Below are 25,159 nucleotides of genomic sequence, written 5' to 3' on the forward strand. Positions count from 1 at the left end.
GGTGTGCCGTCCACTCTGGCCCCGCGCAGAGGCTCGTGGCAAGCACCGCACCTCATCGATGGTCGACGAAGCGCGGGCCGCCCCCGGCGGTCGAGGAAGGACGAGGTCCTGTCACGAGACCAGGTCGGCCAACGCCACCGCCTCGTCCGCCAGCCTCTCGGCCTCGACCCTCTGGCCCACCAGCGCGCGCAGGTCGTCGTTGACGTCCCAGACGTTCACGTTCATCGCCGCCGTGACCGTGCCCTCGCGCGTCCAGAACGCGATGAACTCGCCGGAGCCCTGGTCGCCTCGGAGCACGACGTCGTCCTCGGGTGCCGAGCGGCCGACGTACTCCATCCCGAGGTCGAACTGGTCGGTGTAGAAGTAGGGCTGCCAGTCGTACGACGCGTCCTCGCCGAGCAGGACCTGGGCGGCCAGCCTGCCCTGGCGCTTCGCGTTGTCCCAGTGCTCGACGCGCAGGCGCTGGCCCAGGGTGGTGTTGGTCGCCGAGGCGACGTCGCCGATGGCGAGCACGTGTGGCCGCGCCTGCAGCCGCTCGTCCACGACGACGCCGTTGTCGACCTCCAGGCCGGCGGCCTCCGCCAGGTCCGTGTTCGGCACGGCCCCCACGCCGACCACGACGACGTCGGCGGGGACCTCCTCCTCACCGGCACGGACGCCGGTGACCCGGGCGTCCCCGGTGAAACCGGTGACGGTGACCCCAGTGCGAAGGTCGACCCCGTTGCGGCGGTGGAGGTCGGCGAAGTGCTGTCCGAGCACCGGACCGAGTGCGGCGGCGAGGGGTACGTCGGCGTACTCCAGGACCGTGACCTCCGCGCCGGCCGCGCGGGCGGCGGAGGCCACCTCGAGACCGATCCAGCCCGCACCGACGACGACGACGCGGACGCCGGGACCGAACGCCTCGCGCAACGCCGCCGTGTCGTCCATCCGCCGCAGCGTGTGCACGCCCGTCAGGCCGGCACCCGGGACGTCGAGGGTCCGGGGACGCGCGCCGGTGGCGATCACCAGGTCGTCGAAGGGGATGCTCTCGCCCGACTCCGTCCGGACCGAACCGCCCTCCAGGTCGAGGGAGACGGCCGGATCGGCCCAGCGTCCGTCGACCCCGTGGTCGTCGTACCAGTCCTGGTCGCGGACGTAGAGGGAGTCGGCCTCCTTGGAGCCGAGCAGCACCTCCTTGGACAGGCCCGGCCGCTCGAAGGGACGCTGCCCCTCGTCACCGAGCACCGTGATCGGTCGTTCGTCCCCCGCGTCGCGGAGTGCCCCCACCAGGTGGCCGGCGGCCATGCCGGCGCCGACGACCACGAGCCGCGGGGCGCTCATCGCGCACCTCCGACCGAGGAGAGGAACTCAGCGCGCAGGGCTGCATCGCTGCGGAGCTCCCCGCTCAGGGCCGTTGTCCGCGTCAGCGCACCGGTTGCCCGCGCTCCCCGCAGTGACATGCACGAGTGGCCGGCCTCGATCACCACCCCGACACCTCGTGGTGCCAGGTGCTCGTCGAGCCAGTCGGCGACCTGACGGGTCAGGCGTTCCTGGACCTGCGGCCGCCTGGCGAACATCTCCACGACGCGCGCGAACTTGGAGAGCCCGAGGATGCGGTCTCCGGGCAGGTAGCCGACGTGGGCGGCACCGGTGAACGGGAGCATGTGGTGCTCGCACAGCGACTGGACCGGGATGTCGCCGACGACCACCAGCTCGTCGTACCCCTCGTCGTTCGGGAAGGTCGTCATCTCGAACTCCCGCGGCGTGAGCATCTCTGCCCAGGCGCGGGCCATCCGGCCCGGGGTCTCGAGCGTCCCGGGCGTGTCGGCGTCGACGCCGAGCGCAGCCAGGAAGTCACGAGCCGCCGCCTCGGCGGCGACCGTGTCGGGGATCGGGCTGACCGTGTCGCGAGGTCGTATCTCTAACGTCGTCATATCTAGACGTTAGAAGCCTCGCGCACTATCGTCAAGGGCACGACCGAGGAGGTGGCATGGCGGGCTTCGAGGAGCAGGCAGCGGGCATCGGCGCGCTCGCCGACGGCGTACGACGCCGCCTCTACGACTACGTCTGCGCCCAGGACGAGCCGGTGGGCCGCGACCAGGCCGCCCGGGCCCTGGGTCTCCCCCGGCACCAGGCGAAGTTCCACCTCGATCGCCTGGAGGAGACCGGCCTGCTCAGCTCGGACTACCTCCGCCTGAGCGGACGCACCGGACCCGGGGCGGGCCGGCCTGCCAAGGTCTACCGCCGGGCTCCCGAGGAGATCGCGGTCTCGCTCCCTCCGCGCGAGTACCTCCTCGCCGGCGACCTGATGGCACGCGCGATCTCACGGTCGACCGCCACGGGCGACCCCGTGGCCGAGGCACTCGCGGAGGTTGCCCGCGACCACGGCAGGCAGATGGCTGACGAGGCGTCCGGCTCCGGCACGCCGATCGAGACCGCCGCGCGGGTCCTCGCCGGCCACGGATACGAGCCGAGGGCCGCTGACGGCTGCGTGACCATGGCCAACTGCCCGTTCCACATGCTCATGACCGAGCACACAGCGCTCGTGTGCGGCCTCAACAGGGACCTGTTGGAGGGCTTCTGCGAGCGGGTCGGCGGGTTGGGCGCCAGCCTGGAACCGGAGCCGGGGCGCTGCTGCGTGGTCCTCCGGCCGGACTGACTCGACCCTCGGCATGTGTGGAGCCGGCGCCCTCCCACTAGCCTTCACGACATGGTCAAGCGTGTGGCGATCCTTACGGCAGGCGGCTTCGCGCCGTGCCTCTCTTCCGCGGTGGGCGCACTGATCGAGCTCTACGACGCCGCCGACCCCGACATCGAGCTGATCGCCTACCGGCACGGCTACCACGGGCTGCTGACCGGCGACCACGTCGTGATCGGCCCCGACGAGCGGGCGGGCGCGAGCCTGCTCCACCGCTTCGGCGGCAGCCCGATCGGCAACAGCCGGGTCAAGCTCACAAACGACGCGGACTGCCGGGCGCGAGGACTGATCGGCGAGGACGAGACTGCCCTGGCCGTGGCGGCGGGACGCCTTCGGTCCGACGGCGTCGACGTCCTCCACACCATCGGTGGCGACGACACCAACACCGCAGCAGCGGACCTCGCCGCCTTCCTCCGCGAACAGGGCTCGGAGCTGACCGTCGTCGGGCTGCCCAAGACCATCGACAACGACATCGTGCCGATCCGGCAGAGCCTGGGCGCCTTCACGGCCGCCCAGGAGGCCTCGCGCTTCGCCCAGAACGTCCTGGCCGAGCACGGCTCCAACCCACGGATGCTCATCGTCCACGAGGTGATGGGACGCGCGAGCGGGTGGCTCACCGCGGCTGCTGCACGCGACTACATGGCCTGGCACGCCGTGCAGCAATGGCTCCCCGGCATCGGGCTCGACCCGCGGAGGTGGGCCCTGCACGCGATCTACGTGCCCGAGCTCGGGCTCGACATCGATGCCGAGGCCGAGCGGCTGCGCGCGGTGATGGACGAGGTCGGCTGCGTCAACGTCTTCCTCGCCGAAGGGGCGGGCGTGGCCGACATCGTTGCCAACCTCGAGGCCTCGGGCGAGACCGTCGAGAGGGACCCGTTCGGCCACGTCAAGATCGACACGGTCAACCCGGGCCGCTGGATCGCTCGCGAGCTCGCCGAGCGCATCGGCGCCGAGAAGCGGATGGTGCAGAAGTCCGGCTACTTCTGCCGCTCGGCGCCGGCCGGCGAGACAGACCTCGCGCTCATCCGGGAGATGGCAGAGCTCGCGGTGCAGTGCGGCCTCGACCGCGTGCCCGGGGTCATCGGCCACGACGAGGACCGCGACGACGAGCTTCGCGCCATCGAGTTCGAGCGGATCGCCGGCCACAAGCCCTTCGACGTCACCCAGGCGTGGTTCACCGAACTGCTGGCCGACATGGGCCAGGCCTGAGACCGTCCGCCCCAGACTGGCGGCACACGACATCGCGTCCGCCACGCTGGCGGCACCCGACATCGATCCCGGTCGGAAGGATGTCGTCCGCCGCCACCCTCGCGACGTCGTACGTCGTCCGCCGCCACCCTCGCTAGGGTCGCTCCATGACCTTCTCGATCGTGGCCAGATCCGCTGACGGCGAGTCCTGGGGGGTGGCGGTGGCCTCCAAGTTCCTCGCGGTCGGCTCGGCCGTGCCGGCCGCTGTCGCTCGCGTCGGCGCGATCGCCACCCAGGCCGACGCCAACATCTCCTACAAGTTCGTGGGCCTGGCCCACCTCGACGAGGGGGCCACCGCACAGGTCGCCCTCGACCGGCTGTTGGAGGAGGACGACGGGCGCGAGGACCGGCAGGTGGGGATCGTCGACTCCGATGGGACGCCGGCCACGTTCACCGGCCGCGACTGCTTCGACTGGGCCGGCGGCTCCGCCGGACAGACCGACGACGGCGCCGGCTACGCGATCCAGGGCAACATCCTGACCGGCCCCGAGGTGGTCGAGGCGATGGTGGCCGCGTTCAGCGACGCCCATGACCAGCCCTTCGCACGCCAGCTGCTCGCTGCGCTGCGAGCAGGGGACGACGCAGGCGGAGACCGCCGCGGAAGGCAGTCCGCCGCGCTGCTCGTCGTACGCGAGGGAGCCGGCTACGGCGGCTTCGACGACACCGCCGTCGACCTCCGGGTGGACGACCACGCTGCCCCGGTGACCGAGCTGACGCGTCTGCTCGACCTCAACGACCTCTACCTCACGGCGTCCACGCCCGAGGAGCAGGTTGCGGTGACCGACGAGATCCACGACGAGCTCGAGGCGTTCGCCCGGGCACACGGCCACGAGCACTTCCGCGAGTGGGTCGGCTCCGAGAACTACGAGATGCGGGTGGCCCCCGGGCTGCGGCCCGAGTGGATCGACCGCCAGGTCCTGGCCATCGTGCGGGGACAGGCGTGAGCATCCTCGCGATCGACGCCGGCACCACCGGCGTCACTGCCGTCGTCGTCAGCACCGAGGGCCACATCACCGCCAAGGGCTACCAGGAGTTCCGCCAGCACTTCCCGCGGCCGGGATGGGTCGAGCACTCGGCCGAGGAGATCTGGCAGGCCACCTTGGAGGCCACCCGCGAGGTGCTGGCCCAGGTCGACCAGTCCGAGCTGACCGCCATCGGCATCACCAACCAACGCGAGACCGTGGTCCTGTGGGACCGCGAGACCCTCTCCTCGCCCCGTCGCGCCATCGTCTGGCAGGACCGGCGCACCGCCGACATCTGCACCCGGCTGCGCGACGAGGGTCACGAGCAGCGGGTCACCGAGCTGACCGGGCTCCGCCTCGACCCCTATTTCTCCGGCACCAAGCTCATGTGGCTCGCCGAGCACGAACCCCACACCTGGGCGCTCGTCCAGTCCGGTCGCTACGCCGTCGGCACCGTCGACTCCTACCTCATCGCGCGGATGACCCGTGGCACCTGGCACGTCACCGACGTCTCCAACGCCTCGCGCACGCTCCTGCTCGACCTCGAGGCCGGCGAGTGGTCAGACGAGCTGTGCTCGCTCTTCGGAGTTCCTCGCGACGCGCTCCCTGACCTGGTGCCCAACTGGGGCGAGGTCGCACCCAGCGACCCCGCCGTCTTCGCCGGGCTCTCCCTGCCGATCGCCGGCATCGCGGGGGACCAGCAGTCCGCGCTCTTCGGCCAGACGTGCTTCGCCGAGGGCGAGTCCAAGTGCACCTACGGCACCGGATCGTTCATCCTCACCAACACCGGGACCACGGTGGTGCGCAGCGAGGCGGGCCTGCTCTCGACCGCCGCCTGGCGCTCACCCGAGGGCGAGACCACCTACGCCCTCGAAGGCGCGATCTTCGTGACGGGAGCCGCCGTGCAGTGGCTCCGCGACGGGCTCCAGATCGTGGGGTCGGCTGAGGAGACCGCGGCGATCGCGGCAACCGTCCCCGACACCGACGGCGTCGTTTTCGTGCCCGCGCTCACCGGGCTGGGCGCCCCCCACTGGGACCCCCACGCGCGCGGCACCATCCTGGGGATCACCCGAGGCACGACCCGGGCACACCTGGTCCGCGCCACCCTCGAGGCGATCGCCTTCGAGGTACGCGACGTGCTCGAGACGATGCCCGAGGCCGCTGCCGTGCGCGTCGACGGCGGCGCGGCTGCCAACGACCTGCTCTGCCAGCTCCAGGCCGACCAGGTGGGCCTGCCGGTCGAGCGGCCGAAGATCGTCGAGACCACAGCACTCGGAGCGGCGTTCCTGGCCGGGCTCGGGACCGGTGCGTGGAGCTCGACCGACGACCTGCGCGAGACGTGGGCGCTGGACCGGCGCTTCGAGCCGACGGGCGACCGCGAGGCCCACGAGGCGTCGTACCGCCGGTGGACGGCGGCCGTCGAGCGCGCCAAGGGTTGGGCGGAGGTCTAGCCTCAGCGGTCCAGCCTGGCTCGAGCGCGCCGCGCGTCCTCCAGAGCGTTCTCGGCCTCGGCCACCGCTTCCTCGGCCTCGTCGCGGGCCTCCTCGGCCTCGGCGATCTCGTCGTCCGTCTCTTCCAGGGCACGCTCGTGCTCGGCGATCCGGGTGCGCAGCTCGTCGATCTCCGCCTGGAGCTGCAACGTCCTGGCTTCCAGCTCGGCGAGCGTCTCCGCCGGCGCGCGCGCTGCGGCCTGCGCCTCCTCCAGGGCGGTCTCTGCCTCGCGCACCCGCTCGTCCGCCGCCGCCCGCGCCTTCTTGTCGGCCTCGGGATCGGGTACGACGTGCAGCTGGGGCCTGGCGGTCGGCTCCGGGACGGTCACCGATCGCGTCGTCGCCTCGAAGCCGAGTGCGCCGGGAAGGGCCACCGCAGCGCTCAGGTCGAGCTCACCGACACCGGTCGCCACGATCGGGCTGACGAGGAGCCCGCTGCGCACCGCCTTGGCCGCGTCGGCGTCGAGCATCGCCGACGTGAGCGTGGCCTCGACCTGCTCGGCGACGGACTCGGTGACCTTGACCCCCTCACCGCGCGCGGTCCGACGAGCGCTCGTCGTGACGGCCGCGGTGAGCTGGCGCCGCTGCTTGGTCAGCTCGCGCAGCTGGGCGGCATCGAGATCGGCGGCGGCCTCGCGAAGTGCGGCCCCCACGGTGAGGACCTGCTCGACCTGCTCGGGGTCGCGACGCACCAGCAGGTTGACGACCCACGCCGCGACCGAGGCCTTCTTCAGGCCCTTGATGCCTGCTGCGAGCTCCTTGTCGGCCTTGTGCTCCTTGGCCAGCGCGTCGCGGGACGGTGTGAAGTCGGGCAGCGGGAGGCCGTAGAGCTCGTCCGCGATCTCGAGCAGGGCGGTCTCCAGCGGCGAGTCGGGCACGGCGCGAGCCTATTGCCCACCAGCGAGGGCGTACTCCAGCTCGGTGGGATGGGGCGGCCACGGGCACTCCTGGGTGACCCCGGTCGGCGTCCACCCGAGCCGCTCGTAGAGCTCTCTCGCGCGGTGGTTGAGCTCGAGCACCCACAGCCTCCTCGCGCCCGCTGCGACGGCACGCCCCACCCCGGCCGAGCCGAGGCCGCGCCCCCAGGCCGACGGGTGGACGCCGAGGTGCCTCAGCGAGTCGCCGTCGTGGGCGGCGAACGCCAGCAGGCCCTCCGGCCCGTCCACGACCTCGGTCACGACGCCGGGGTCGTCCAGCACCAGGGCCCAGCGGGCCAGCACGGCGTCGGACGGGAAGGGCAGCTCGCCGAAGACGTGTGCGAGCCCCACGAGGTTGGAGTCGCGCTCGAGGTCGCGCAGGGCTCCTGCGTCCTCCGGGCTGGCCCGCCGCCAGGTGGCGCGAGCTGGCCGCGTCTCACTCGGTGTGGTCAAGCCCGTGCTCGATCGCCCATCGCGTGAGCTGCACTCGGTTGTTCATCTGGAGCTTGCGCAGGGTGTTCTGCACGTGGTTCTGGACCGTGCGAGGCGACAGCACGAGGCGTTGCGCGATCTGCTTGTAGGCCATCCCGGTGGCGACCATCTTCAGGATCTCGGTCTCGCGCTCGGTGAGCGCCGATGCGGGGTCGTCGTCGGGTCCCTCCGCGATGCGGCGGAACTCGCCGAGGACCAGCCCGGCGAGGCCGGGGGTGAAGACGGTGTCTCCCTCGGAGACGCGACGCACGGCGTCGATCAGGTCGCCACTCGAGGAGGACTTCACCAGGTAGCCGGTCGCGCCGGCCTTGATCGCCTCGAGCACGTCGTCCTGCTCGCCCGAGGCCGACAGGATCAGCACCTTGGTGCCGGGGTCGTGCTCGATCATCTGGCGGGTCACCTCGACGCCATTGGGCTCGGGGATCTGCAGGTCGAGCACGACGACGTCAGGTGCGACCGCGGAGAACCGGGCCAGGGCCTCACGCCCGTTGGCCGCCACCGCCACCACCTGGTGACCGGCTGCCACCAGGTCGCGCTCGACCGCGTCTCGCCACATCGGGTGGTCGTCGACCACCATCACCCTGACCATGCTGGCGAGCCTAGTCCCCCGCGGGCCGCACGTAGCGGCCCCTTCGATGGATCAGGGGGTCCGAGTCGTCGCCGACGACCAGGGCGTCGATCGTGCAGGTGACCAGGCGCGACCAGCCGACCTCGACGTCGGACTCGACCGAGACGTCGGCCCAGGTCGTCGCCGACGCCAGCCGTGGCCCGTGCGAGGTCGACTCCCACTGGTCCAGTCGCCACGGGCCGCCGGGCGCCGGCGCGACCCCTGCGAAGGCGTCGGCGAGGTCACGGTGGGCCCAGCGCAACAGCTGGACGACCCCACGCCGCCGCTCGAGCAGCAGCTCGGTGAGGTCTGCGACCGGATCGAGAAGGGCGAGGACGCGACCCGGCTCCCCGCCGGCCACCAGCCACGAGCTCACGGTGAGCCCGGCCCGGTCGTCCTCGTCACCCGTGGTCCAGAGCGAGACGGCTCCACCGGAGCGACCGCGGAACCGGCGCACGGCGTCGTCGGGCGTCGGGAAGGGGTGGCTGTCGTGGATCGTCACCTGGGCACCTCGATCTCCCACGAGGTCCCCCACTCGCCGGTGTCGAGCGAGGCGGTGCCACCGAGGTCGGCGATCCTGCCGCGGATCGAGGACGCGACGCCCAGTCGGCCGTCGCGCTCGGCCGCCTCCAGGCGGCCCGGTGGGATGCCGTCGCCGTCGTCGCGCACGGAGACGACGACCGCCTCGGCGGAGGCCTGGAGCAGCACCCACGCCGTCGCGTCGGGGCCGACGTGGGCCAGCACGTTGTCGAGGCAGGCACGCACGACCGCGACGATCTCCGCCGCCCGGTCGGAGTCCAGGAGGACCGGGCCGCCCGGTGTCGCGACCTCCACGCGGACCGGGTGGGAGGTGCCGAGCGACTCGAGGGCTCCCGCCAGGTCGGTGGTCGCCCCACTCGGCGCCATGAGTGAGTCCTGCTGGCGGATGAGGGAGCGCACCGAGCGTTCCTGCTCGCCGGCGAGCGCCCCGAGGCGCGCCCACTCCCCGCCGGCGGCCGCACCCTGGCGCTGCACCATCGCAAGCACCTGGAGGACCCCGTCGTGCACGGCACGGGCGAGTCGGGTGCGCTCCTCGGCGGCGGCAGCAGCCCGCTCCGCGGCATCGCGCTCGGCCGCCATCCGCTGCAGGGAGGCGCACATGTAGCCGACGATGGGGCCGCCGATCATCAGCAGGAAGACGTTGCCGTAGTTGCCCTGGTCGACGGAGTCACGGATGAGCAGGTCGGTCGCCGACAGCGCCGCGCCCGCGGCGAGGCCACCCTTCCAGTGCCAGTGGACCGCCCACGCGAACAGCGCCCCCATCACCCAGAAGCCGGGGATGGTCGCGTTGAACGACTCCGTCTTGACCAGGGGCGTCAGCGCCATCGCCGCACACGCCACCACGAGGTCCGCGACCAGCAGCAGCGGCGTACGGCGGCGGTGGGCGTCGAACAGCCAGAGCGCCAGCACCGTCCAGAGCACCAGGCCGAGGACCACCACCAGTGCGGTGGTCGGGTGCTCGAAGTTGTCGTGGCGGTAGGCGTTGAGCACGACCATGTTGACCGTGACGACGACCCGCGCGATCGCCAGGGCGCGGAAGAGACGGTCCTCGACCGCCACGGCGGAGTCGATCCGCGCCCCGTCCGGGGCCAGTGCCCCGGGACTCAGGATGCCTTCTTCTCGGCCTCGGTCGACTGCCGTGCCTTCTCCTTGTCGAGCTCCTTGGCCTTGGCGGCATACACGTCGACGTACTCCTGCTCGGAGAGCCGCATGATCTCGTACATGATCTCGTCGGTGATCGAGCGCAGGATGTAGCGGTCGTTCTCCAGGCCCTCGTAGCGCGAGAAGTCCAAGGGCTTGCCGAAGCGCACCGTCGGGCGGGTCCACGAGCCGAAGATCTTGCCGGTGGGGGCCACGACGTCGGTGCCGACCACGGCGCACGGCACGACCGGCGCGCCGCTCTCCAGCGCCAGCCGAGCCACGCCGGTCTTGCCGCGGTAGAGCTTGCCGTCGTGGGACCGCGTGCCCTCGGGGTAGATGCCGAAGAGCTCACCCTCGGCGAGGATCCTCTTCGCGGCCTTCAGGGCTCCTTCGGCGGCGTTCGCGCCGGAGCGGTCGATCGGCACCTGCCCGGAACCGGAGAAGAACTTCCTCTGGAACCAGCCCTTGACGCCGGGGGTGTTGAAGTACTCCGCCTTGGCGACGAAGGTCACCCGCCGCGGCAGGGTCAGCGGCATGAAGAGCCAGTCGGCGTAGGAGAGGTGGTTGCTCGCCAGGATCGCCGGGCCCTCCTCGGGCACGTGCTCGACGCCGTAGGCGCGCGGACGGAAGATCAGCCGCAGGACCGGGCCGATGGCGATCCATTTGAGGAACCAGTAGAGCACGGGGGGAGCCTAGCCCTGCTCGGCGTCGCGAGTCGTCACGCGCTCGATGAACTCGATCGACTCGGCGAAGATCCGCGGGGCGTCGTTGTCGAGGGTGGCGACGTGGAAGCTGTTGTCGAGGACGCGCTCGGTGAAGTCGCGCGAGGAGATGCCGCTGTTCAGCGCGCGGGAGCTGGAGATGTCGACGACGTGGTCCTCGGCCGACCGGAAGAAGAGCACGGGGACGGTGATCCGGGGAAGGTCCGCCCGCAGCTGCTTGAACGCCGCGAACATCGAGGCTGCGGCGCGCAGCGGCGTCATGGGGTAGGCGACCTCGTCGACACCCGGCTTCTTGGTGTCGTTGGCGATGCCCGGGAAGGCCGGCACGACGTGCTTGAGCAGGGGCAGCAGCCTGACGTCCTTGCGGAGCGTGTCGACAGCCGGGTTGACGACGACGACGCCGGCCAGGTCGTCGCCGCGGTCGGCGGCGAGCCGCAGGCACAGCGCACCGCCCAGCGAGAGGCCGACGGCGACCACCTCGTCGTTCTCGGCGACGAGCCGGTCCACGGCCGCGTCGACCGCGGCGTACCAGTCGGCGAACGTGGTCCGGTTGAGGTCCTGCCACCGGGTGCCGTGCCCGGGCAGGAGCGGCATCTCCACCGCGTAGCCGTGGGCGGCGAGCTCCTCCGCCCAGGGGCGCATGGACGCAGGACTGCCGGTGAACCCGTGCTGCACGAGCACACCCACCCGACGGCCGCCGGTGAGCTCGGGGCGGGCCGGGGTCGACATGGGGGCGACGAGGACGGGGTCCAGGGGTGCGGCCGGAGGCCGGCGGAGCGGGTTCTTCACGGACGCCATCCTGCCGCAACGGCTCGCCCCGGTGGTCGAGGAAGGACGAAGTCCTGTCACGAGACCCGAGTACCGTGGTCCCGTGAGCCGACCCGACGACGAGAGCCAGACCGACTCGGCCTGGCGCGAGATCGTCGCGCACTACGGCGAGCGGGCACGCCTCGGCCAGGACGACGTCGCACCGGCCGCCGAGGCGCCGCGTCCGTCGCCGTACGACGACGCGGTCGCCGACGCGGCCGCGGCCGAGGTGGAAGCCGCGATGCGGCCCTGGAGCGAGGTCGCCGACGTCGACCGCTTCCAACCCCCTGCTCCCCCGCCGGTCCCGCTCCCCCGCTCCTGGCAGCGCGGGCTCGCCTGGGCCGGGGTCTTCCTCGCCCCGTTGATCGGCATCTCCCTGGCGATCTTCGACGTCTACGTCGCGAGCCTCGTCGGCTGGGGCCTGGTCGCGTGGTTCGTCGGCGGATTCGTCTACCTCATCGTCACGATGTCCCCGACACCACGGGAGCCCTGGGACGACGGGTCGAGGGTCTGAGTAGTCTCGGCCGCGTGAGTGCGAGCGAGACCGTCGAAGTCACCGGCCACCTGATGGACAGCGGCATCCTTTCCGCCATCCTCGACGACATCCGGGAGTACGACGGCGACTACATCATCGACCGGTTCGACGTGGGCCACGAGGCAGCCGACACCAGCCGAGCCCAGATCACGGTGACGGCGGAGGACGACGAGGCGCTGCAGCGGCTGCTCATGCGCCTGCAGACGCGCGGGGTCAACCAGGTCCACCCCGGCGAGGCCACCTTCACCGAGGCCGACATGGACGGCGTGTTCCCCGACGGCTTCTACTCCACCACCAACCTCGAGACCAAGGTCCGCATCGAGGGTCGCTGGTACGACGTCGAGAACCCCGAGATGGACTGCGGTCTCGTCGTGGAGGCGCAGGGAGACGGCTACCGGGTCTACACGCTCCCGATGTCCGACGTCCGCACCGGCATGCTCGTGATCTGCAGCGCCTCCGGCGTGAGGGTCTCCATCCCGGTGGCCGACAAGAGCAGCGCCTCGTTCGGCTTCATGGAGTCCGACGTCTCGTCCGAGAAGCCGCAGGCCGTGCTGGTCAGGCAGGTCGCCGAGGGCATGCGAGAGGCCAGGGCAGCCGGCAAGAAGGTCCTGTGGGTCGGCGGCCCCGGGGTCGTCCACACCGGGGCCGCCCCCGCCATGGTGGCCCTGGTCAAGGCGGGCTTCGTCGACGTCCTCTTCGCAGGCAACGCGCTCGCCACCCACGACATCGAGTCGTCGCTCTACGGCACCAGCCTGGGCATCGACCTGACCATGGGGCAGGGCGTCGAGCACGGCCACGAGCACCACATCCGAGCACTCAACACCATCCGCAAGGCCGGCTCGATCAAGGACGCGGTCGACCAGGGAGTGCTGACCGGCGGCATCATGCATGCGCTGGTGACCGAGGGCAAGAAGTTCGTGCTGGTGGGCTCCGTGCGTGACGACGGGCCACTGCCCGACGTCCACACCGACGTCATCGAGGGCCAGCGGGCCATGCGCGCCGAGCTCCAGGACGTCGGCTTCTGCCTGATGGTGGCGACGATGCTCCACTCCGTGGCGACCGGCAACATCCTCCCGGCGTCGATCCCGCTCGTGTGCGTCGACATCAACCCCGCCACCGTGACCAAGCTCGCCGACCGCGGGTCCAGCCACGCCCGCGGCATCGTCACCGACGTCGGGCTGTTCCTCGAGCAGCTGGCCCTGGAGCTGGTGCCGGACTACCGCCGCGCCTGAGCGACGCGCTGCCGCACGAGCTCCGCGGCTCCGACGACGCCCGCCTCCGGACCGAGCGCGGCCCCGACCAGGGGCGGTACGACGCGGTGGCCGCTGCCGACGAGAGCGCGTGCCAGCGCGATGCGGCCCGGTTCGAGGAGCCGGTCACCGGCCGCCGACAGGCCGCCGCCGACCACCACGACCTCCGGGTCGAGCGCCGCGACCAGGTTGGCGACACCGAGACCCAGCTGCTCCCCCACCACCCGGAAGGCTTCGCGGGCCACGAGGTCGCCCTCGTCCGCAGCAGCGGTGACCATCGGACCGGTGAGCGTGTCGGGATTGCCGTCGCAGGCGTCCACGAGAATGGTCGAGTCGACCCCGATGCGGCTGCGGACGTAGCGCTCGAGCGCATTGCCCGAGCAGTACTGCTCCCAGCATCCCGACCGCCCGCACTGGCAGGGACGCCCGTCGGGCACGACCCGCATGTGGCCGAACTCGCCGGCCATCCCGTGGGCTCCGCGCATGACCTCGCCCCGCAGCACGACGGCACCGCCGATGCCCGTTCCGAGGGTGATCATCAGCATCGGGTCAGCGCCTTGCCCGGCGCCGTACGTCGCCTCCGCCAGGGCTGCGCAGTTGGCGTCGTTGTCGAGCACCACCGGAGCGCCGAGCCTCTCCTGGAGCCGCTCCCGCACCGGCTCCCCCCGCCACGGCAGGTGTGGCGCGAACATCACTCGCTCGCGGGTGACGTCCACAAACCCGGCAGCCGCGATCCCGACCCCCAGCATCGGGCGTCCTCCGGAGACCTCCTGCACGACCTCGACGATCGTGTCCTCCAGGTGCCGCGCGTCGACCGACCGACCGGGGGTGCCACGACGCGCGATCGACACGGTCTCCCCGCGCTCACCGACGACCCCGGCGATCACCTTGGTGCCACCGACGTCCACGCCGACGGCCATCCCGGAATCATTGGTCATCGGGCCATCCTCCACGTCCCCACGAGCCCGATCGGGCAGGCGGTCTAGTCCTTTCGGGCCATATTCCGTCATGGCAACCCCCCGATAGCGTCAGAAGGGCAACGACGACTCGTGAGCGTCCCTACTCTGGCAAGCCACGGGTCACCATGTTTGACGGAAGGTTGAGTTGATGCGAGCTCCGAGACTGTGGTCGCGTCGACCTCGCGAGGAACGCGGGGCAGCGGCGCTGGAGTTCGCACTCGTGCTGATCCCCCTCCTGATGATCCTGGGCGGCATCGTCAACTTCGGGGTCGCATTCGGCCAACAGCTCGCCCTCGACAACGCGGTCAGGCAGGCGGCCCGCGCGGCCGTCGTCGACGCCGGCGGTGACGTCGTGGCGATTGCGGTCACTGAGTTCGACAACAGCGCGCTCGCTGCGACGGACACTCCGACCATCACCTTCCCCGGAGCCATCAGCACCTGCGAGGACAGCGACTTCGGCCAGAGCCTGACCGTCGCGGGGGACGTGACGACGGAGTTCCTGTTCCCGTGGATGCTCCCCGGACTGCCCGATGAGATCGACATTCACAGTGAGGCGGAGTTCCAGTGCGAGTACTCATGAAGCGCCGTCGCGACCGCGACGAGCAGGGCGTGACCATCGTCCTGGTCGGACTGCTCGCCGTGGCCCTCCTCGTCATCTCCGCCTTCACGATCGACCTCGGACAGGCCTACGTGAGCAAGCGCAACCTGCAGAAGGCCGCCGACGCGGGTGCACTCGCTGCCGCGCAAGAGCTGACCCAGTTCCAGGGCACGTGCAACAACGTCGCCTCCAACAGCACTGCTCGGACCAACGCGCACGTGGCCGCAGACAACCACCGCCAGTCGAACCGCGAGGACAACTACACCGCGTCGCGCGAGCTCGACTTCGACGTCAGGTGCGATCCCGAGCTCCGAGTCCTCGTGGTGGACTACGAGGTGGAAGGCGACACCACGTCGTTCTTCGGCCCGCTGGCCGGCGGCGAGAGCACCGTCACCACCGACCGTCGAGCGCAAGCGATCGTCGACGTGGCACCTGGCGCGAACGAAGGCATGCGGCCCCTGGCCCTCTGCTCCGCCTCGTTCGACCCCACCTACATGGAGCGCAGCGGTGACTTCGTCCGCGTCCACTTCCCCGGCGCAGGGCGCGTGCCACCGGCCGCGTGCGGCGGTAGCGCGCCCGGCAACTGGTGGCTCATCGACTGCCCCGGCGAGCGCACGGGTGCAGCAGGAGGCCCGGACGGCCTCCCGACGCAGATCCGGGAGGGGTGCCAGGACCCCGTCTCCGTCATCCCCGGCCAGACCGACGCCACCACGCCCGGCCAGCTCACCGTGGTCCTCGAGGAGGCCTGCCCCACTGCCGAGCAGTACTCCGAGACCTGCATGAGCGGAAACCCCGGCAACATCTCCCAGGGGCAGAACGCTGAGGCCTGGAAGGACTTCATCGACAGCGGCGAGACGGCGCTGTTCCCCGTGTTCTGCGCACCCACCAGCTGCGACGCAGTGACGCTCAACGGCAACGGCACCAACGCCGTGTTCCCCATCTACAAGCTCGTCAGCGCCGTGGTGTGCGGGTTCCACTACAGGAACAACGCCAGCGACAAGTACGACTCCACGCACGAGAACTGTGCCGGCAATCCGTACCCGGCGAGCTCGGACACCTCGGGCAACAACTACTTCGTCTTCAAGTTCTCGACGTTCCGGTCGAGCAGCACCAACGCCGAGACGGAGTGTGCGCTCGGCGCCGAGTGCGATGGCGGGCTGCGCCGCACGCGCCTGAGTGAGTGACTGGCGAGAGCCCCTCGAAGACAGGCGCTCAGTCCTCGAGTCGTGCGTCCGCGATGTCGATGTCGGTGTCCGCCCCACGTGGCTTGTCGGGCGGTGAGGTACCAGCGTCAAGCAGGCTCGTCACTGCCCTGCCCACGGCGACGGCCGCCGCCGCCACCTGGGACTTCACCTCCGGGTCGAGGTCGCGGACGAGTCGGACGGCGCGACACACGGGACACCACTCGCACTCCGCCGCCTCGGTGCCGAGATGTCCGCCGAGGTTCTGGGAGATCGCACCGAACAGCTTCTCCGCCTCCTCGGAGAACGATCCCACCGTCTCGTCGCTCCAGTCGTGGTCACTCACTGCGGCTCAGAGCGACTCGACGCGCTTCTTCAGGCCCTTGAGGGCGGTGTCGATGAGGATCTTCTCGCCCTTGCGCTTCAGCATCCCGATCAGCGGGATGCTCACATCCAGGGCCAGGCGGTAGGTGACCTCGGTCGAGCCGTTGCCCAGGTCCTTGAGCGTGTAGGCGCCGTCGAGGGCCTTCAGCATCTTGCCCTCGACCAGGGTCCAGGTGACCTCGTGGTCGCCGTCCCAGTCGTAGGCAAGCGTGTACTCGTCCTTGATCGGCGCGACGTCGAGGGCGAAGAAGACCTGCTCGGCACGTCCGTCGATCCCGACCTCGTTCACCTCGGCGGTCTGGACGCCCTTGGCCCACTGGGGGTAGGCGGGAAAGTCGGCGATCACTGCCATCACCGCAGCGGGCGTTGCGTCGATCACGATCGACGCAGAGGTTTGTTCGGCCATAGGGGACAACCTAGCGTTCGACGGCTGGCGCCGAAAACGGCTCCGCCGAGGCCGGGGCCCGGTTAGGGTTCTGCGGCAGCCTCAGGACCCACGCCCCAGGAGACGTCATGAACCAAGCGCACAGTCGTATCGACCTGGGTCGGGTGATCGCTGTCACCCTCTTCGCGCTGTTCTTCACGGTCAACGCCATCGGGCTGCTCGAGGAGGAGCCGCTCGAGAGCCCCCTCTCGACCCTCGTGCTCGTCCTCACGATGGCGTTCTACGTCCTACTGATCTGGGCCTACCTCCGCAGGACGCCCAGCACGCGCACCGACATGCGCTGGACGTCGTGGCTCGTCGCGTTCCTGGCCACCGCCGCCCCCTTCGCGCTCCCGATGGTGTCGGCGGGAACACGGGAGGAGGGTCTCGTCACGTCTGCGGCCGCCGCGGTGCTGGCCGTCGGCCTGGTGGCCATGCTGTGGGCGCTGGGTGCGCTCGGCACCAACATCAGCGTCGTCCCCCAGGCTCGCGAGGTGGTCAGCCACGGCCCCTACGCCCGGGTGCGCCACCCCCTCTACTTTGCTGAGCTCGTCAACGTCATCGGCGTCTGCCTCGCCTCCACCGGTCCATGGCCCTGGTGCGTCGCAGCCGCCCTGCTGGCCTTCCAGATCTTCCGCGCGCGCCGCGAGGAGGACCTCCTGACGCGTGAGCTGCCCGGCTACGCCGCCTACAAGGCGCGCACCCCTATGCTCGTGCCGGCACTCACTCGCAGCTAGGCCCAGCCCAGGAGGTTCCAGTGCGTGAGTTCTCCACGCCCTCGACGATCAGCATCCCCGACTCCGGGAACCTGACCGACGACGTGGTGAACCACTCCCGGGAAGCCGCCGACGAGGTGGTCTTCCGTCGCCGTGTCGCCGCGGGTCTCGAGGACGTCACGGCACGCGAGTTCCACGCCGAGGTGTGCGCGACGGCGAAGGGTCTGATCGCAGCCGGTGTGGAGGCCGGCGACCGGGTCGCGGTCATCTCGAGGACGCGTTACGAGTGGACGCTGCTCGACTACGCCGTCTGGTTCGCCGGCGCGGTGACCGTGCCCCTCTACGAGAGCTCCTCGGTCGAGCAGGTGGCCTGGATCCTGCAGGACTCCGGCGCCGCGGCCGTCGTGGTCGAAGGCCCGGAGCACCTCGCCCGGGTGCGGCAGGCGCAGCGGTCCGGAGCCCTCGACGACCTCAGCCTCGTCTGGTCCCTCAGCGACCAGGCTCTCGACAACCTGGGGCGACTCGGCCAGGACATCTCGGACGAGACCCTGGAGCGACGGCGAGCCACCGCGACCCCCCTCGACCTCGCCACGATCGTCTACACGAGTGGGACCACCGCCGCGCCGAAGGGATGCATGCTCACCCACGGCAACTTCATGTTCGAGCTCGGTGTGACGGTCGAGGAGCTCGGGGAGGTGTTCGACGACGAGGAGGCTTCCACGCTGGTGTTCCTCCCGCTGGCCCACGTCTTCGCGCGCATCATCCAGGTCGGGGCGGTCAAGCGGCGTGTCCCCCTGGGGCACAGCTCCGACATCAAGGACCTGGCCGCCGACCTCGACGCCTTCCGGCCGACGTTCCTCCTCGCCGTGCCTCGCGTCTTCGAGAAGGTCTTCAACACGGCGTCCCAGCAGGCCACTGCTGCCGGCCACGGCAAGCTCTTCGGACGGGCCGCCAACGCGGCCATCGCCTACTCGCGGGCGCTCGACGACAAGCGCGTGCCCCTGCGCGTCAGGACCCAGCGCGCTCTCTACGACAAGCTGGTCTACTCGCAGGTGCGCGAGGCGCTCGGCGGCAGGTGCCGGTACGCCATCTCCGGCGGCGCCCCGCTGGGCGAGCGGCTCGGACACGTCTTCCGCGGAATCGGCGTCACCGTCCTCGAGGGCTACGGGCTCACCGAGTCCACGGGAGCACTGACGGTGAACCTCCCTCATGCACACAAGATCGGCACCGTCGGCCGCCCCCTTCCCGGGACCACCGTGCGCGTCGCGGACGACGGGGAGCTCCTCTTCCGCGGAGGACAGGTCTTCGCGGGCTACTGGAACGACGACAGGGCCACCGCCCAGGCGCTCGACCCTGACGGGTGGCTGCACACCGGCGATGTCGGCGAGGTCGATGACGAGGGCTTCGTCCGCATCACCGGACGGAGGAAGGAGATCCTCGTCACCACTGGCGGCAAGAACGTCTCCCCCACCCTGCTCGAGGAGCGCGTCCGCGCTCACGACCTGGTGGACCACTGCCTCGTCGTCGGCGACGGCCAGCCGTTCATCGGCGCCCTGGTGACGATCGATCGTGCCGCCTACGCGGGCCTGGCCGGCACGAGCGGGCTGCCCAGGGAAGTCGCGGATGCCCTCTCCCATCCTGTGCTCGTGTCCGCCGTCCAGGCGGCCGTCGACGACGCGAACGGCGCGGTGTCGCAGGCCGAGGCGATCCGCAAGTTCGTCATCCTTGCGCAGGAGTGGACCGAGGAAGGCGGCCAGCTCACGCCCAGCCTGAAGCTGAAGCGGCACGTGGTGACACGCGAGCACCGGTCGGAGATCGAGGACCTCTACCTCTTCTGAGTCCGGTGAGCGAACACCCCGGCGAACACCGATCGGGCCATGCGGCCTAGTCATATCGGGTGGTGTTGACACTACGTCTGGGCGGTTTGTGCGGTTTAGCCCACGCGTCGAGCGCGTCCGCCCTAGATTCTCATCGCTGGGGAGGGCTCCGGGACCTCCCACCGACTGGCGAGAGGGGTGTCTAGATGGACTCCACCACCTGTGACGTCCCGCTTCGGCGGTCGACTCCGGTCTCCCGGCCCGCTCCAGAGTGAATCTGCTCCACACCGGATTCCCTGACCTAAGGATTGCCACATGGCGCGTCGTTCCGTCCTCCTCCTCGTAGCAGTGCTCATCGCCCTGCTCGGCACCGCAATGATCGTGATGTACGTGCAGGGCATCGACGATCGCGCCACCGAAGGCCAGGAGCTGGTCGAGGTGCTCACCGCCACCGAGGTCATCGACACCGGTGAGACCGTCTCCGCAGCCCAGGAGGCAGGCAAGTTCGAGAAGTCCGAGGTGCGTCGCGACGACATGGTCGATGGCGCGCTGTCCTCGACGAGCTCCATCTCCGACCTGGTCGCCCTCGGCACGATCTACCCCGGCGAGCAGCTCATCGCCAAGAAGTTCGGCAACCTGGGCGACGCGCAGAACCTGGTGATCCCCGACGGCCTGATCGCCGTCTCGGTCGAGCTCACCGACTGGGAGCGCGTGGCCGGGTTCGTGAACCCGGGCTCGGAGGTGGCGGTGTTCGTCACCGCCGCCAACCCGGTGCGCATCACGCCTGCGGGAGACGAGATCAAGCTGGCCGGCGTCACCCGCATCGTCCTGCCGCGCTCGCAGGTGATCGGAGTCGGTACGACGAGCGTCACCTCCCGCACCGTGACCACCGGGGACGGCGACGAGGTGACCGAGGAAGTGCCGAAGACGATCCTCACGCTCGCGGTGACCCAGAACGAGGCCGAGAAGCTGATCCACTCCGACAGGGTGGCCGACCTGACCTTCGCGCTCCTGACCGAGGACTCCAAGACGAAGGACGAGCCCGGCTCGACCCTCAACGACGTGATCCCCGAGACCTACCGGATCGCACCGTGACAGCCATCATCGAACCCGACAGGGGCCAGCTCGGCATCCTGCAGGCGATGCTGCACGGCAGCGTGGCCTTCACGACGATGGATGAGCTCAACGCACACCTCCAGGTGACTCCCCACGAGTTCGCGGTCGTCATCGGGCCCTCCGTGTCGTCCGGCGACGCCGTGGACCTCGCCCAGTGGGCGCGGATCCAACGCCCCGACCTGGGCGTGATCCTGCTGCGCAACACCGTGGGCAGCGACGACCTCGCCATGGCCCTGCGCAGCGGCATGCGGGAGGTCGTCGGCGCGAAGGACCTGGCTGGTGTCACGACGGCCGTCGCCCGCGTGCGCAGCGTGGCGAGCGCGATCGGTCAGACCCTCATGAGCGAGGCCCAGGCCGCGGCTGACGCGGTGAAGGCCCAGCTGGCCGACGAAGCAGCGGCAGCGCGCGCCGCGGCCGAGGCCCCGAACGGCAAGCTCTTCACGGTCTTCTCCACCAAGGGTGGTGTGGGAAAGAGCCTGGTCGCCACCAACGTGGCCGTCAGCATTGCCGACGCAGGTCAGTCCGTGTGTCTCGTGGACCTCGACATCAACAGCGGCGACGTCGCCATCATGCTCCAGCTGAGTCCGAGCAGGACGATCACGGACCTGGTCGGATTCAACGGCGTCATCGACGAGGGCGCGGTCGAGTCGATCCTCACGAAGTACTCCGACAATCTCTCGATCGTCGCCGCGCCGGTGCGCCTGGACTCACCGGACGAGGCCTCGGCCGATGACATCGGCAAGCTCCTGGACGCCTTGAAGTACCGCTTCGACGTCGTCGTCGTCGACACCTCCGGCGTCTTCGACGACGAGGCCCTCGCTGCGCTGGACCGGAGCGACACGATCATCCTGGTGGGGACTCTCGACATCCCTGCGCTGAAGGGGCTCAAGGTCGCCACCAGCACCCTGGATCTGCTCAACTACCCACGTGAGACCTGGCGGTTCGTGCTCAACCGCAACGACGGCAAGGTCGGCCTCTCCGCCTCCGAGTACGAGTCCACGCTCGGCCTCAAGGCAGACGTGTCCATGGTGTCCAGCCACGAGGTCCTCGCCGCGGTGAACCGCGGGGAGCCTCTCGTCCGTGCCTACCCCAACCACCCCAACAGCAAGGCGATCAACGCCTTCTCCCGTTCCGTCGCGGGCACCTCGTCCGGCGCGGGAGACTCCGCCGCGGCCCGGAGGTCGTCCGGTTCCCGCCTTCGATTGAGGAAGTCCTGACGTGGGTCTCACTGACCGGCTCGCAGCCGCCCAACGACGTACCAACCCTGACGCCACCGGCCTGGAGCGTACGACGACGGAGGCACCAGCCACCGCGCCACCGGCCTCCGGCCCCGCCGAGACGCCCACCGCCACGCACGGCGTCGTCGGCAAGCGTGCCGCAGCCACCCCCGGCCGCGGTGACCTGTTCGCCGAGCTCAAGCGCATCGTGCACGCACGGCTCGTGGAGAGCCTGGGTCCCAAGCTCTACGACGCGCACATGACGCAGGGCGAGCTCGAGCAGCAGGTGCGGCTCACCCTGCAGACCGTGCTCGCCGACACCGACCAGCCGATGTCGTCGGCCGACAGGACCCGCATCTCCCAGGAGATCACCGACGACATCCTGGGCTACGGCCCCATCGAGCCCCTGCTGCGCGACCCCAGCCTCTCCGAGGTCATGGTCAACGCCTACGACAGCATCTACATCGAGCGCTCCGGCAAGCTCGTGAAGACTGACACGGCCTTCACCGACGAGGCCCACCTGCGACGCACGATCGACAAGATCGTCAGCAAGATCGGCCGACGCGTCGACGAGACGAGCCCGATGGTCGACGCACGACTGCCCGACGGCAGCCGTGTCAACGCGATCATCCCCCCGCTCGCCCTGGACGGCTCGAAGCTCACCATCCGCAAGTTCTCCGAGGATCCCTACACGGTCGAGGACCTGATCTCCTTCGGCTCCCTGACGCGAGCATCTGCCGACCTGCTCCGGGCGTGTGTAAAGGGCCGTCTCAACATCCTCGTCTCGGGCGGAACCGGTGCCGGCAAGACCACGACCCTGAACGTGCTGTCCTCCTTCATCCCGGAGGACGAGCGCATCGTCACGATCGAGGACGCAGCCGAGCTCCGACTGATCCAGGACCACGTCCTGCGCCTGGAGTCCCGCCCGGCCAACATCGAGGGCAAGGGCGCCGTCACCATCCGCGACCTCGTCAAGAACTCGCTCCGTATGCGACCCGACCGCGTCGTCGTCGGTGAGATCCGCGATGCCGCTGCGCTCGACATGCTCCAGGCGATGAACACCGGTCACGACGGCTCCATCTCTACGCTCCACGCCAACACGCCGCGAGACGCACTCTCCCGCCTCGAGACGATGGTCCTGATGGCAGGCATGGACCTGCCGGTGCGAGCCATCCGTGAGCAGGTTGCGAGCGCCGTGGACCTCATCATCCAGCAGACGCGTCTCAAGGACGGCACCCGTCGCATCACCGCCATCACCGAGATCGTCGGCATGGAGGGTGACATCATCACGACCCAGGACGTCTTCCTCTTCGACTACAGCGCCGGGATGGACGAGGACGGCAAGTTCAAGGGCGGGCTGAAGTCGATGGGTCTGCGCCCCCGGTTCCTGGACCGGCTCGCCGACCACGGCGTCAAGGTGGATCCGGCCATCTTCGCCACAGGCGGAGCACTGCGATGAGCAGGCGGATCCGGCAAGGCCTCACCGTGCTGGCGCTCGCGCTGCCGGTCGCCCTCGGCATGGCCGCCCCGGCCGTGGCAGCCGACGAGATCGCGATCGACCACGTGGAGTCCAAGGGCGGCCGCGTGAGCCTGGTGCTCTCCACCGACGGGCTTCCTGCCGGTGCGACTGCCCAGCCCGATGACGTGACGGTCGACGTCGACGGCCGAACCGTCGACGCTGACGTCAAGGTCGTCAGTGCCGGCGACATCTCCCGGACGACCGTCCTCGTGCTGGACGCGAGCAACAGCATGAAGCAGGCGGGCAAGTTCGAGGCTGCCACCACTGCAGTCAACGCGTTCCTGGACGCTGCTCCCGCCGATGTCGAGATCGGCCTCGTGACCTTCGCCGGGCAGATCGCGGAGTCCATCGCGCCGACGACCGATCACGAGGTCCTGCGCTCCGCGCTCGCGGAGGTGACCCTCGCGAAGGGTACGAGCGTCTACGACGGGATCCTGGAGGGCGTCGGCGCCGCGGGAACCTCGGGCTCGCGCTCCGTCCTGGTGCTCTCGGACGGGGCCGACACCGGCAGCGACACCACGCTCGACGTGACCTCGGGCACTGCCCGGGACGCCGGGGTGGTGGTCGACGTCGTCTCGCTCGCGAGCACCAGCCGCGCCGACGAGCTGGCAAGCCTGGCCGAGCTCACCGGAGGGTCGGTCATCCCGGCCGACCCGGCCGCGCTGAGCTCGGTGTTCACCGATCGGGCCGATGCGCTGGCCCAGCAGCTGCTCGTGACCTTCGAGGCGCCGGCCGGGACCAGCGAAGAGGCGTCGATCGACGTCGCGGTGACCGCCGGCGACGCGACGTTCCACGACTCGGCATTCGTCACGTTGACCGACGTCGCCGAGCTCCCAGCCGTCGTGGACTCCGGCAAGGCCCTGGTGGGCAAGCCGGTGATGCTGATCGGTGCGGTGGCCCTGGCGCTCGGCCTGGCCGGGTTGCTCGTGACGGCCCTGATGGGAGCCACCGACACCCGCTCGCAGTCGGCCCGGCGTCTGGACGACTACCTCGACGCAGGCGGCGCGCCGACGCAGGGCAAGCGCAAGTCGCAGGAGAAGGCAGACCTCAAGGGATCGGCCGTGGCTCTCGCGGACCGCATGGTCACGACCGACCTCGAGACGCGGATCTCCATGCGGCTAGCGGGCGCTGGATCGGCGTTGACAGCATCCGAGTGGTTGCTGCTGCACGCGGCGATCGCGATCGGCGCTGCCTTCATCGGCTTCGTGCTGTACGGCGGCCCATTCGCGCTGTTCGCCCTGATCGGTGGCATCGTGCTGCCATGGATCTACCTCAAGCACCGTCATAGCCGTCGGCTCAACGCGTTCAACGGCCAGCTGGCAGAGACCCTCGGCCTGATGGCCGGCGGCCTCCAGGCAGGCCTCTCCTTCCCGCAGGCCGTCGACAGTGTCGTGCGTGAGGGCAACCAGCCCATGGCCGGCGAGCTGCGGCGCGCCCTGGTCGAGCAGCGGCTCGGCATCGACATCACCGACGCCCTCGACAGCGTCAGCAAGCGGATGGAGAGCGACGACTTCGGATGGGTCGTCATGGCCATCCGGATCCAGCGAGAGGTCGGAGGCAACCTCGCCGAGATCCTGCATACCGTCGCGGACACCCTGCGTGAACGCGAATACCTTCGCCGACAGGTCAAGGCACTCAGCGCCGAGGGGAGGCTGTCCGGCTACATCCTCACCGGCCTGCCCATTCTCATCGCCGTCTACATGTACTTCACCAACCGGGAGTACCTGAGCCTGCTCTACACCACCACCCCCGGCTACTTCCTGCTGGCGGGCTTCATCGGGCTGCTGAGCATGGGATCCTTCGCCATGGCCAAGCTCGCGAAAGTCGAGGTCTGACCATGT

Annotated in this window: 26 protein-coding genes; 14 read left to right on the forward strand and 12 right to left on the reverse strand. The window is 70.2% G+C overall.

Going from position 1 to position 25,159, the window contains the following annotated elements; genetic code table 11:
* Window positions 1–111 precede the first annotated feature (111 nt).
* Complete coding sequence (locus tag EXE58_RS00275) at window positions 112–1,320, reverse strand: NAD(P)/FAD-dependent oxidoreductase (RefSeq protein ID WP_135266037.1); 1,209 nt, start codon at window positions 1,318–1,320, stop codon at window positions 112–114.
* Window positions 1,317–1,913: a GTP cyclohydrolase I FolE gene (gene folE / locus EXE58_RS00280; protein WP_135266038.1), complete on the reverse strand. Its 597-nt coding sequence runs from the start codon at window positions 1,911–1,913 to the stop codon at window positions 1,317–1,319. The genes EXE58_RS00275 and folE overlap by 4 nt, the downstream gene beginning before the upstream one ends.
* A 56-nt stretch (window positions 1,914–1,969) precedes the next feature.
* Between folE and EXE58_RS00285 the strand changes: the two genes are divergently transcribed.
* From EXE58_RS00285 to glpK, 4 genes are all read left to right on the forward strand, one after another.
* Window positions 1,970–2,638: a helix-turn-helix transcriptional regulator gene (locus EXE58_RS00285; RefSeq protein ID WP_135266039.1), complete on the forward strand. Its 669-nt coding sequence runs from the start codon at window positions 1,970–1,972 to the stop codon at window positions 2,636–2,638.
* A gap of 51 nt (window positions 2,639–2,689) precedes the next feature.
* Window positions 2,690–3,886, forward strand: coding sequence for a pyrophosphate--fructose-6-phosphate 1-phosphotransferase (locus EXE58_RS00290; RefSeq protein ID WP_135266040.1), 1,197 nt, complete (start codon window positions 2,690–2,692; stop codon window positions 3,884–3,886).
* Between the two features lie 146 nt (window positions 3,887–4,032).
* The gene (locus EXE58_RS00295; RefSeq protein WP_135266041.1) at window positions 4,033–4,869 is read left to right on the forward strand and encodes a DUF1028 domain-containing protein; all 837 of its coding nucleotides are present in this window, start codon (window positions 4,033–4,035) and stop codon (window positions 4,867–4,869) included.
* A complete protein-coding gene (glpK, locus tag EXE58_RS00300; RefSeq protein WP_135266042.1) occupies window positions 4,866–6,338 on the forward strand; it encodes a glycerol kinase GlpK in 1,473 nt (490 codons plus the stop codon). The genes EXE58_RS00295 and glpK overlap by 4 nt, the downstream gene beginning before the upstream one ends.
* Before the next feature lie 2 nt (window positions 6,339–6,340).
* Here glpK and EXE58_RS00305 read toward each other — a convergent pair whose 3' ends face one another.
* From EXE58_RS00305 to EXE58_RS00335, 7 genes are read right to left on the reverse strand one after another with little or no spacing between them, the layout of a single operon-like run.
* Window positions 6,341–7,255: a hypothetical protein gene (locus tag EXE58_RS00305; protein ID WP_244242354.1), complete on the reverse strand. Its 915-nt coding sequence runs from the start codon at window positions 7,253–7,255 to the stop codon at window positions 6,341–6,343.
* A gap of 9 nt (window positions 7,256–7,264) precedes the next feature.
* Window positions 7,265–7,747, reverse strand: coding sequence for a GNAT family N-acetyltransferase (locus tag EXE58_RS00310; RefSeq protein WP_135266043.1), 483 nt, complete (start codon window positions 7,745–7,747; stop codon window positions 7,265–7,267).
* Window positions 7,731–8,375, reverse strand: coding sequence for a response regulator (locus tag EXE58_RS00315; RefSeq protein WP_135266044.1), 645 nt, complete (start codon window positions 8,373–8,375; stop codon window positions 7,731–7,733). The genes EXE58_RS00310 and EXE58_RS00315 overlap by 17 nt, the downstream gene beginning before the upstream one ends.
* 10 nt (window positions 8,376–8,385) lie before the next feature.
* A complete protein-coding gene (locus EXE58_RS00320; RefSeq protein WP_135266045.1) occupies window positions 8,386–8,895 on the reverse strand; it encodes a flavin reductase family protein in 510 nt (169 codons plus the stop codon).
* Window positions 8,892–9,992 (reverse strand): MacS family sensor histidine kinase, encoded by a 1,101-nt coding sequence (macS, locus tag EXE58_RS00325; protein ID WP_244242355.1) that lies wholly within the window; start codon window positions 9,990–9,992, stop codon window positions 8,892–8,894. Before macS ends, EXE58_RS00320 begins: the two co-directional genes overlap by 4 nt.
* Before the next feature lie 44 nt (window positions 9,993–10,036).
* Complete coding sequence (locus EXE58_RS00330; RefSeq protein WP_135266046.1) at window positions 10,037–10,756, reverse strand: lysophospholipid acyltransferase family protein; 720 nt, start codon at window positions 10,754–10,756, stop codon at window positions 10,037–10,039.
* 9 nt (window positions 10,757–10,765) lie between these two features.
* The gene (locus EXE58_RS00335; RefSeq protein WP_244242356.1) at window positions 10,766–11,584 is read right to left on the reverse strand and encodes an alpha/beta hydrolase; all 819 of its coding nucleotides are present in this window, start codon (window positions 11,582–11,584) and stop codon (window positions 10,766–10,768) included.
* An 82-nt stretch (window positions 11,585–11,666) separates the two neighbouring features.
* Here EXE58_RS00335 and EXE58_RS00340 point away from each other — a divergent pair, with 82 nt between their 5' ends.
* A complete protein-coding gene (locus EXE58_RS00340) occupies window positions 11,667–12,116 on the forward strand; it encodes a hypothetical protein (RefSeq protein WP_135266047.1) in 450 nt (149 codons plus the stop codon).
* A gap of 14 nt (window positions 12,117–12,130) precedes the next feature.
* Complete coding sequence (locus EXE58_RS00345) at window positions 12,131–13,369, forward strand: ornithine cyclodeaminase, nickel-pincer nucleotide-dependent (protein WP_135266048.1); 1,239 nt, start codon at window positions 12,131–12,133, stop codon at window positions 13,367–13,369.
* On the opposite strand, the gene EXE58_RS00350 is transcribed toward EXE58_RS00345, so the two are convergent.
* A complete protein-coding gene (locus EXE58_RS00350) occupies window positions 13,354–14,325 on the reverse strand; it encodes an ROK family protein (RefSeq protein ID WP_135266049.1) in 972 nt (323 codons plus the stop codon). The genes EXE58_RS00345 and EXE58_RS00350 overlap by 16 nt on opposite strands.
* A gap of 169 nt (window positions 14,326–14,494) precedes the next feature.
* On the opposite strand from EXE58_RS00350, the gene EXE58_RS00355 reads away from it, so the two are divergent.
* Both EXE58_RS00355 and EXE58_RS00360 read left to right on the forward strand, forming a co-directional pair.
* Window positions 14,495–14,926, forward strand: coding sequence for a TadE/TadG family type IV pilus assembly protein (locus EXE58_RS00355; RefSeq protein ID WP_135266050.1), 432 nt, complete (start codon window positions 14,495–14,497; stop codon window positions 14,924–14,926).
* A complete protein-coding gene (locus EXE58_RS00360) occupies window positions 14,923–16,128 on the forward strand; it encodes a pilus assembly protein TadG-related protein (RefSeq protein ID WP_135266051.1) in 1,206 nt (401 codons plus the stop codon). The genes EXE58_RS00355 and EXE58_RS00360 overlap by 4 nt, the downstream gene beginning before the upstream one ends.
* 28 nt (window positions 16,129–16,156) lie before the next feature.
* Here the strand turns inward: EXE58_RS00360 and EXE58_RS00365 are convergent, their stop codons facing one another.
* Together EXE58_RS00365 and EXE58_RS00370 are read right to left on the reverse strand one after the other, a co-directional pair.
* Window positions 16,157–16,471: a hypothetical protein gene (locus tag EXE58_RS00365; protein ID WP_135266052.1), complete on the reverse strand. Its 315-nt coding sequence runs from the start codon at window positions 16,469–16,471 to the stop codon at window positions 16,157–16,159.
* A 6-nt stretch (window positions 16,472–16,477) separates the two neighbouring features.
* The gene (locus EXE58_RS00370) at window positions 16,478–16,915 is read right to left on the reverse strand and encodes an SRPBCC family protein (RefSeq protein ID WP_135266053.1); all 438 of its coding nucleotides are present in this window, start codon (window positions 16,913–16,915) and stop codon (window positions 16,478–16,480) included.
* A gap of 107 nt (window positions 16,916–17,022) precedes the next feature.
* On the opposite strand from EXE58_RS00370, the gene EXE58_RS00375 reads away from it, so the two are divergent.
* The 6 genes from EXE58_RS00375 (at window position 17,023) to EXE58_RS00400 (ending at window position 25,153) form a co-directional block, all read left to right on the forward strand.
* On the forward strand, window positions 17,023–17,670 hold the full coding sequence (locus EXE58_RS00375; protein ID WP_135266054.1) for a methyltransferase family protein: 648 nt from the start codon (window positions 17,023–17,025) through the stop codon (window positions 17,668–17,670).
* Between the two features lie 20 nt (window positions 17,671–17,690).
* Window positions 17,691–19,487, forward strand: coding sequence for an AMP-dependent synthetase/ligase (locus tag EXE58_RS00380; RefSeq protein WP_135266055.1), 1,797 nt, complete (start codon window positions 17,691–17,693; stop codon window positions 19,485–19,487).
* Between the two features lie 294 nt (window positions 19,488–19,781).
* Window positions 19,782–20,561 (forward strand): Flp pilus assembly protein CpaB, encoded by a 780-nt coding sequence (gene cpaB, locus EXE58_RS00385; protein ID WP_135266056.1) that lies wholly within the window; start codon window positions 19,782–19,784, stop codon window positions 20,559–20,561.
* Window positions 20,558–21,799, forward strand: a complete 1,242-nt coding sequence (locus EXE58_RS00390) for a CpaE/TadZ family protein (RefSeq protein WP_135266057.1) — start codon at window positions 20,558–20,560, stop codon at window positions 21,797–21,799. The genes cpaB and EXE58_RS00390 overlap by 4 nt, the downstream gene beginning before the upstream one ends.
* A 1-nt stretch (window position 21,800) precedes the next feature.
* A complete protein-coding gene (locus tag EXE58_RS00395; protein ID WP_208544086.1) occupies window positions 21,801–23,258 on the forward strand; it encodes a TadA family conjugal transfer-associated ATPase in 1,458 nt (485 codons plus the stop codon).
* The gene (locus EXE58_RS00400; RefSeq protein WP_135266058.1) at window positions 23,255–25,153 is read left to right on the forward strand and encodes a type II secretion system F family protein; all 1,899 of its coding nucleotides are present in this window, start codon (window positions 23,255–23,257) and stop codon (window positions 25,151–25,153) included. Before EXE58_RS00395 ends, EXE58_RS00400 begins: the two co-directional genes overlap by 4 nt.
* Window positions 25,154–25,159 lie beyond the last annotated feature (6 nt).

This window comes from Nocardioides seonyuensis (assembly GCF_004683965.1).
Lineage (GTDB): Bacteria > Actinomycetota > Actinomycetes > Propionibacteriales > Nocardioidaceae > Nocardioides > Nocardioides seonyuensis.

Bases quoted from the DNA above. Each gene is read 5' to 3' on its own strand.
- EXE58_RS00275 (WP_135266037.1), bottom strand. From the start codon at position 1,320: ATGAGCGCCCCGCGGCTCGTGGTCGTCGGCGCCGGCATGGCCGCCGGC.
- folE (WP_135266038.1), bottom strand. From the start codon at position 1,913: ATGACGACGTTAGAGATACGACCTCGCGACACGGTCAGCCCGATCCCC.
- EXE58_RS00285 (WP_135266039.1), top strand. From the start codon at position 1,970: ATGGCGGGCTTCGAGGAGCAGGCAGCGGGCATCGGCGCGCTCGCCGAC.
- EXE58_RS00290 (WP_135266040.1), top strand. From the start codon at position 2,690: ATGGTCAAGCGTGTGGCGATCCTTACGGCAGGCGGCTTCGCGCCGTGC.
- EXE58_RS00295 (WP_135266041.1), top strand. From the start codon at position 4,033: ATGACCTTCTCGATCGTGGCCAGATCCGCTGACGGCGAGTCCTGGGGG.
- EXE58_RS00315 (WP_135266044.1), bottom strand. From the start codon at position 8,375: ATGGTCAGGGTGATGGTGGTCGACGACCACCCGATGTGGCGAGACGCG.
- EXE58_RS00350 (WP_135266049.1), bottom strand. From the start codon at position 14,325: ATGACCAATGATTCCGGGATGGCCGTCGGCGTGGACGTCGGTGGCACC.
- EXE58_RS00355 (WP_135266050.1), top strand. From the start codon at position 14,495: ATGCGAGCTCCGAGACTGTGGTCGCGTCGACCTCGCGAGGAACGCGGG.
- EXE58_RS00360 (WP_135266051.1), top strand. From the start codon at position 14,923: ATGAAGCGCCGTCGCGACCGCGACGAGCAGGGCGTGACCATCGTCCTG.
- EXE58_RS00370 (WP_135266053.1), bottom strand. From the start codon at position 16,915: ATGGCCGAACAAACCTCTGCGTCGATCGTGATCGACGCAACGCCCGCT.
- EXE58_RS00375 (WP_135266054.1), top strand. From the start codon at position 17,023: ATGAACCAAGCGCACAGTCGTATCGACCTGGGTCGGGTGATCGCTGTC.
- cpaB (WP_135266056.1), top strand. From the start codon at position 19,782: ATGGCGCGTCGTTCCGTCCTCCTCCTCGTAGCAGTGCTCATCGCCCTG.
- EXE58_RS00400 (WP_135266058.1), top strand. From the start codon at position 23,255: ATGAGCAGGCGGATCCGGCAAGGCCTCACCGTGCTGGCGCTCGCGCTG.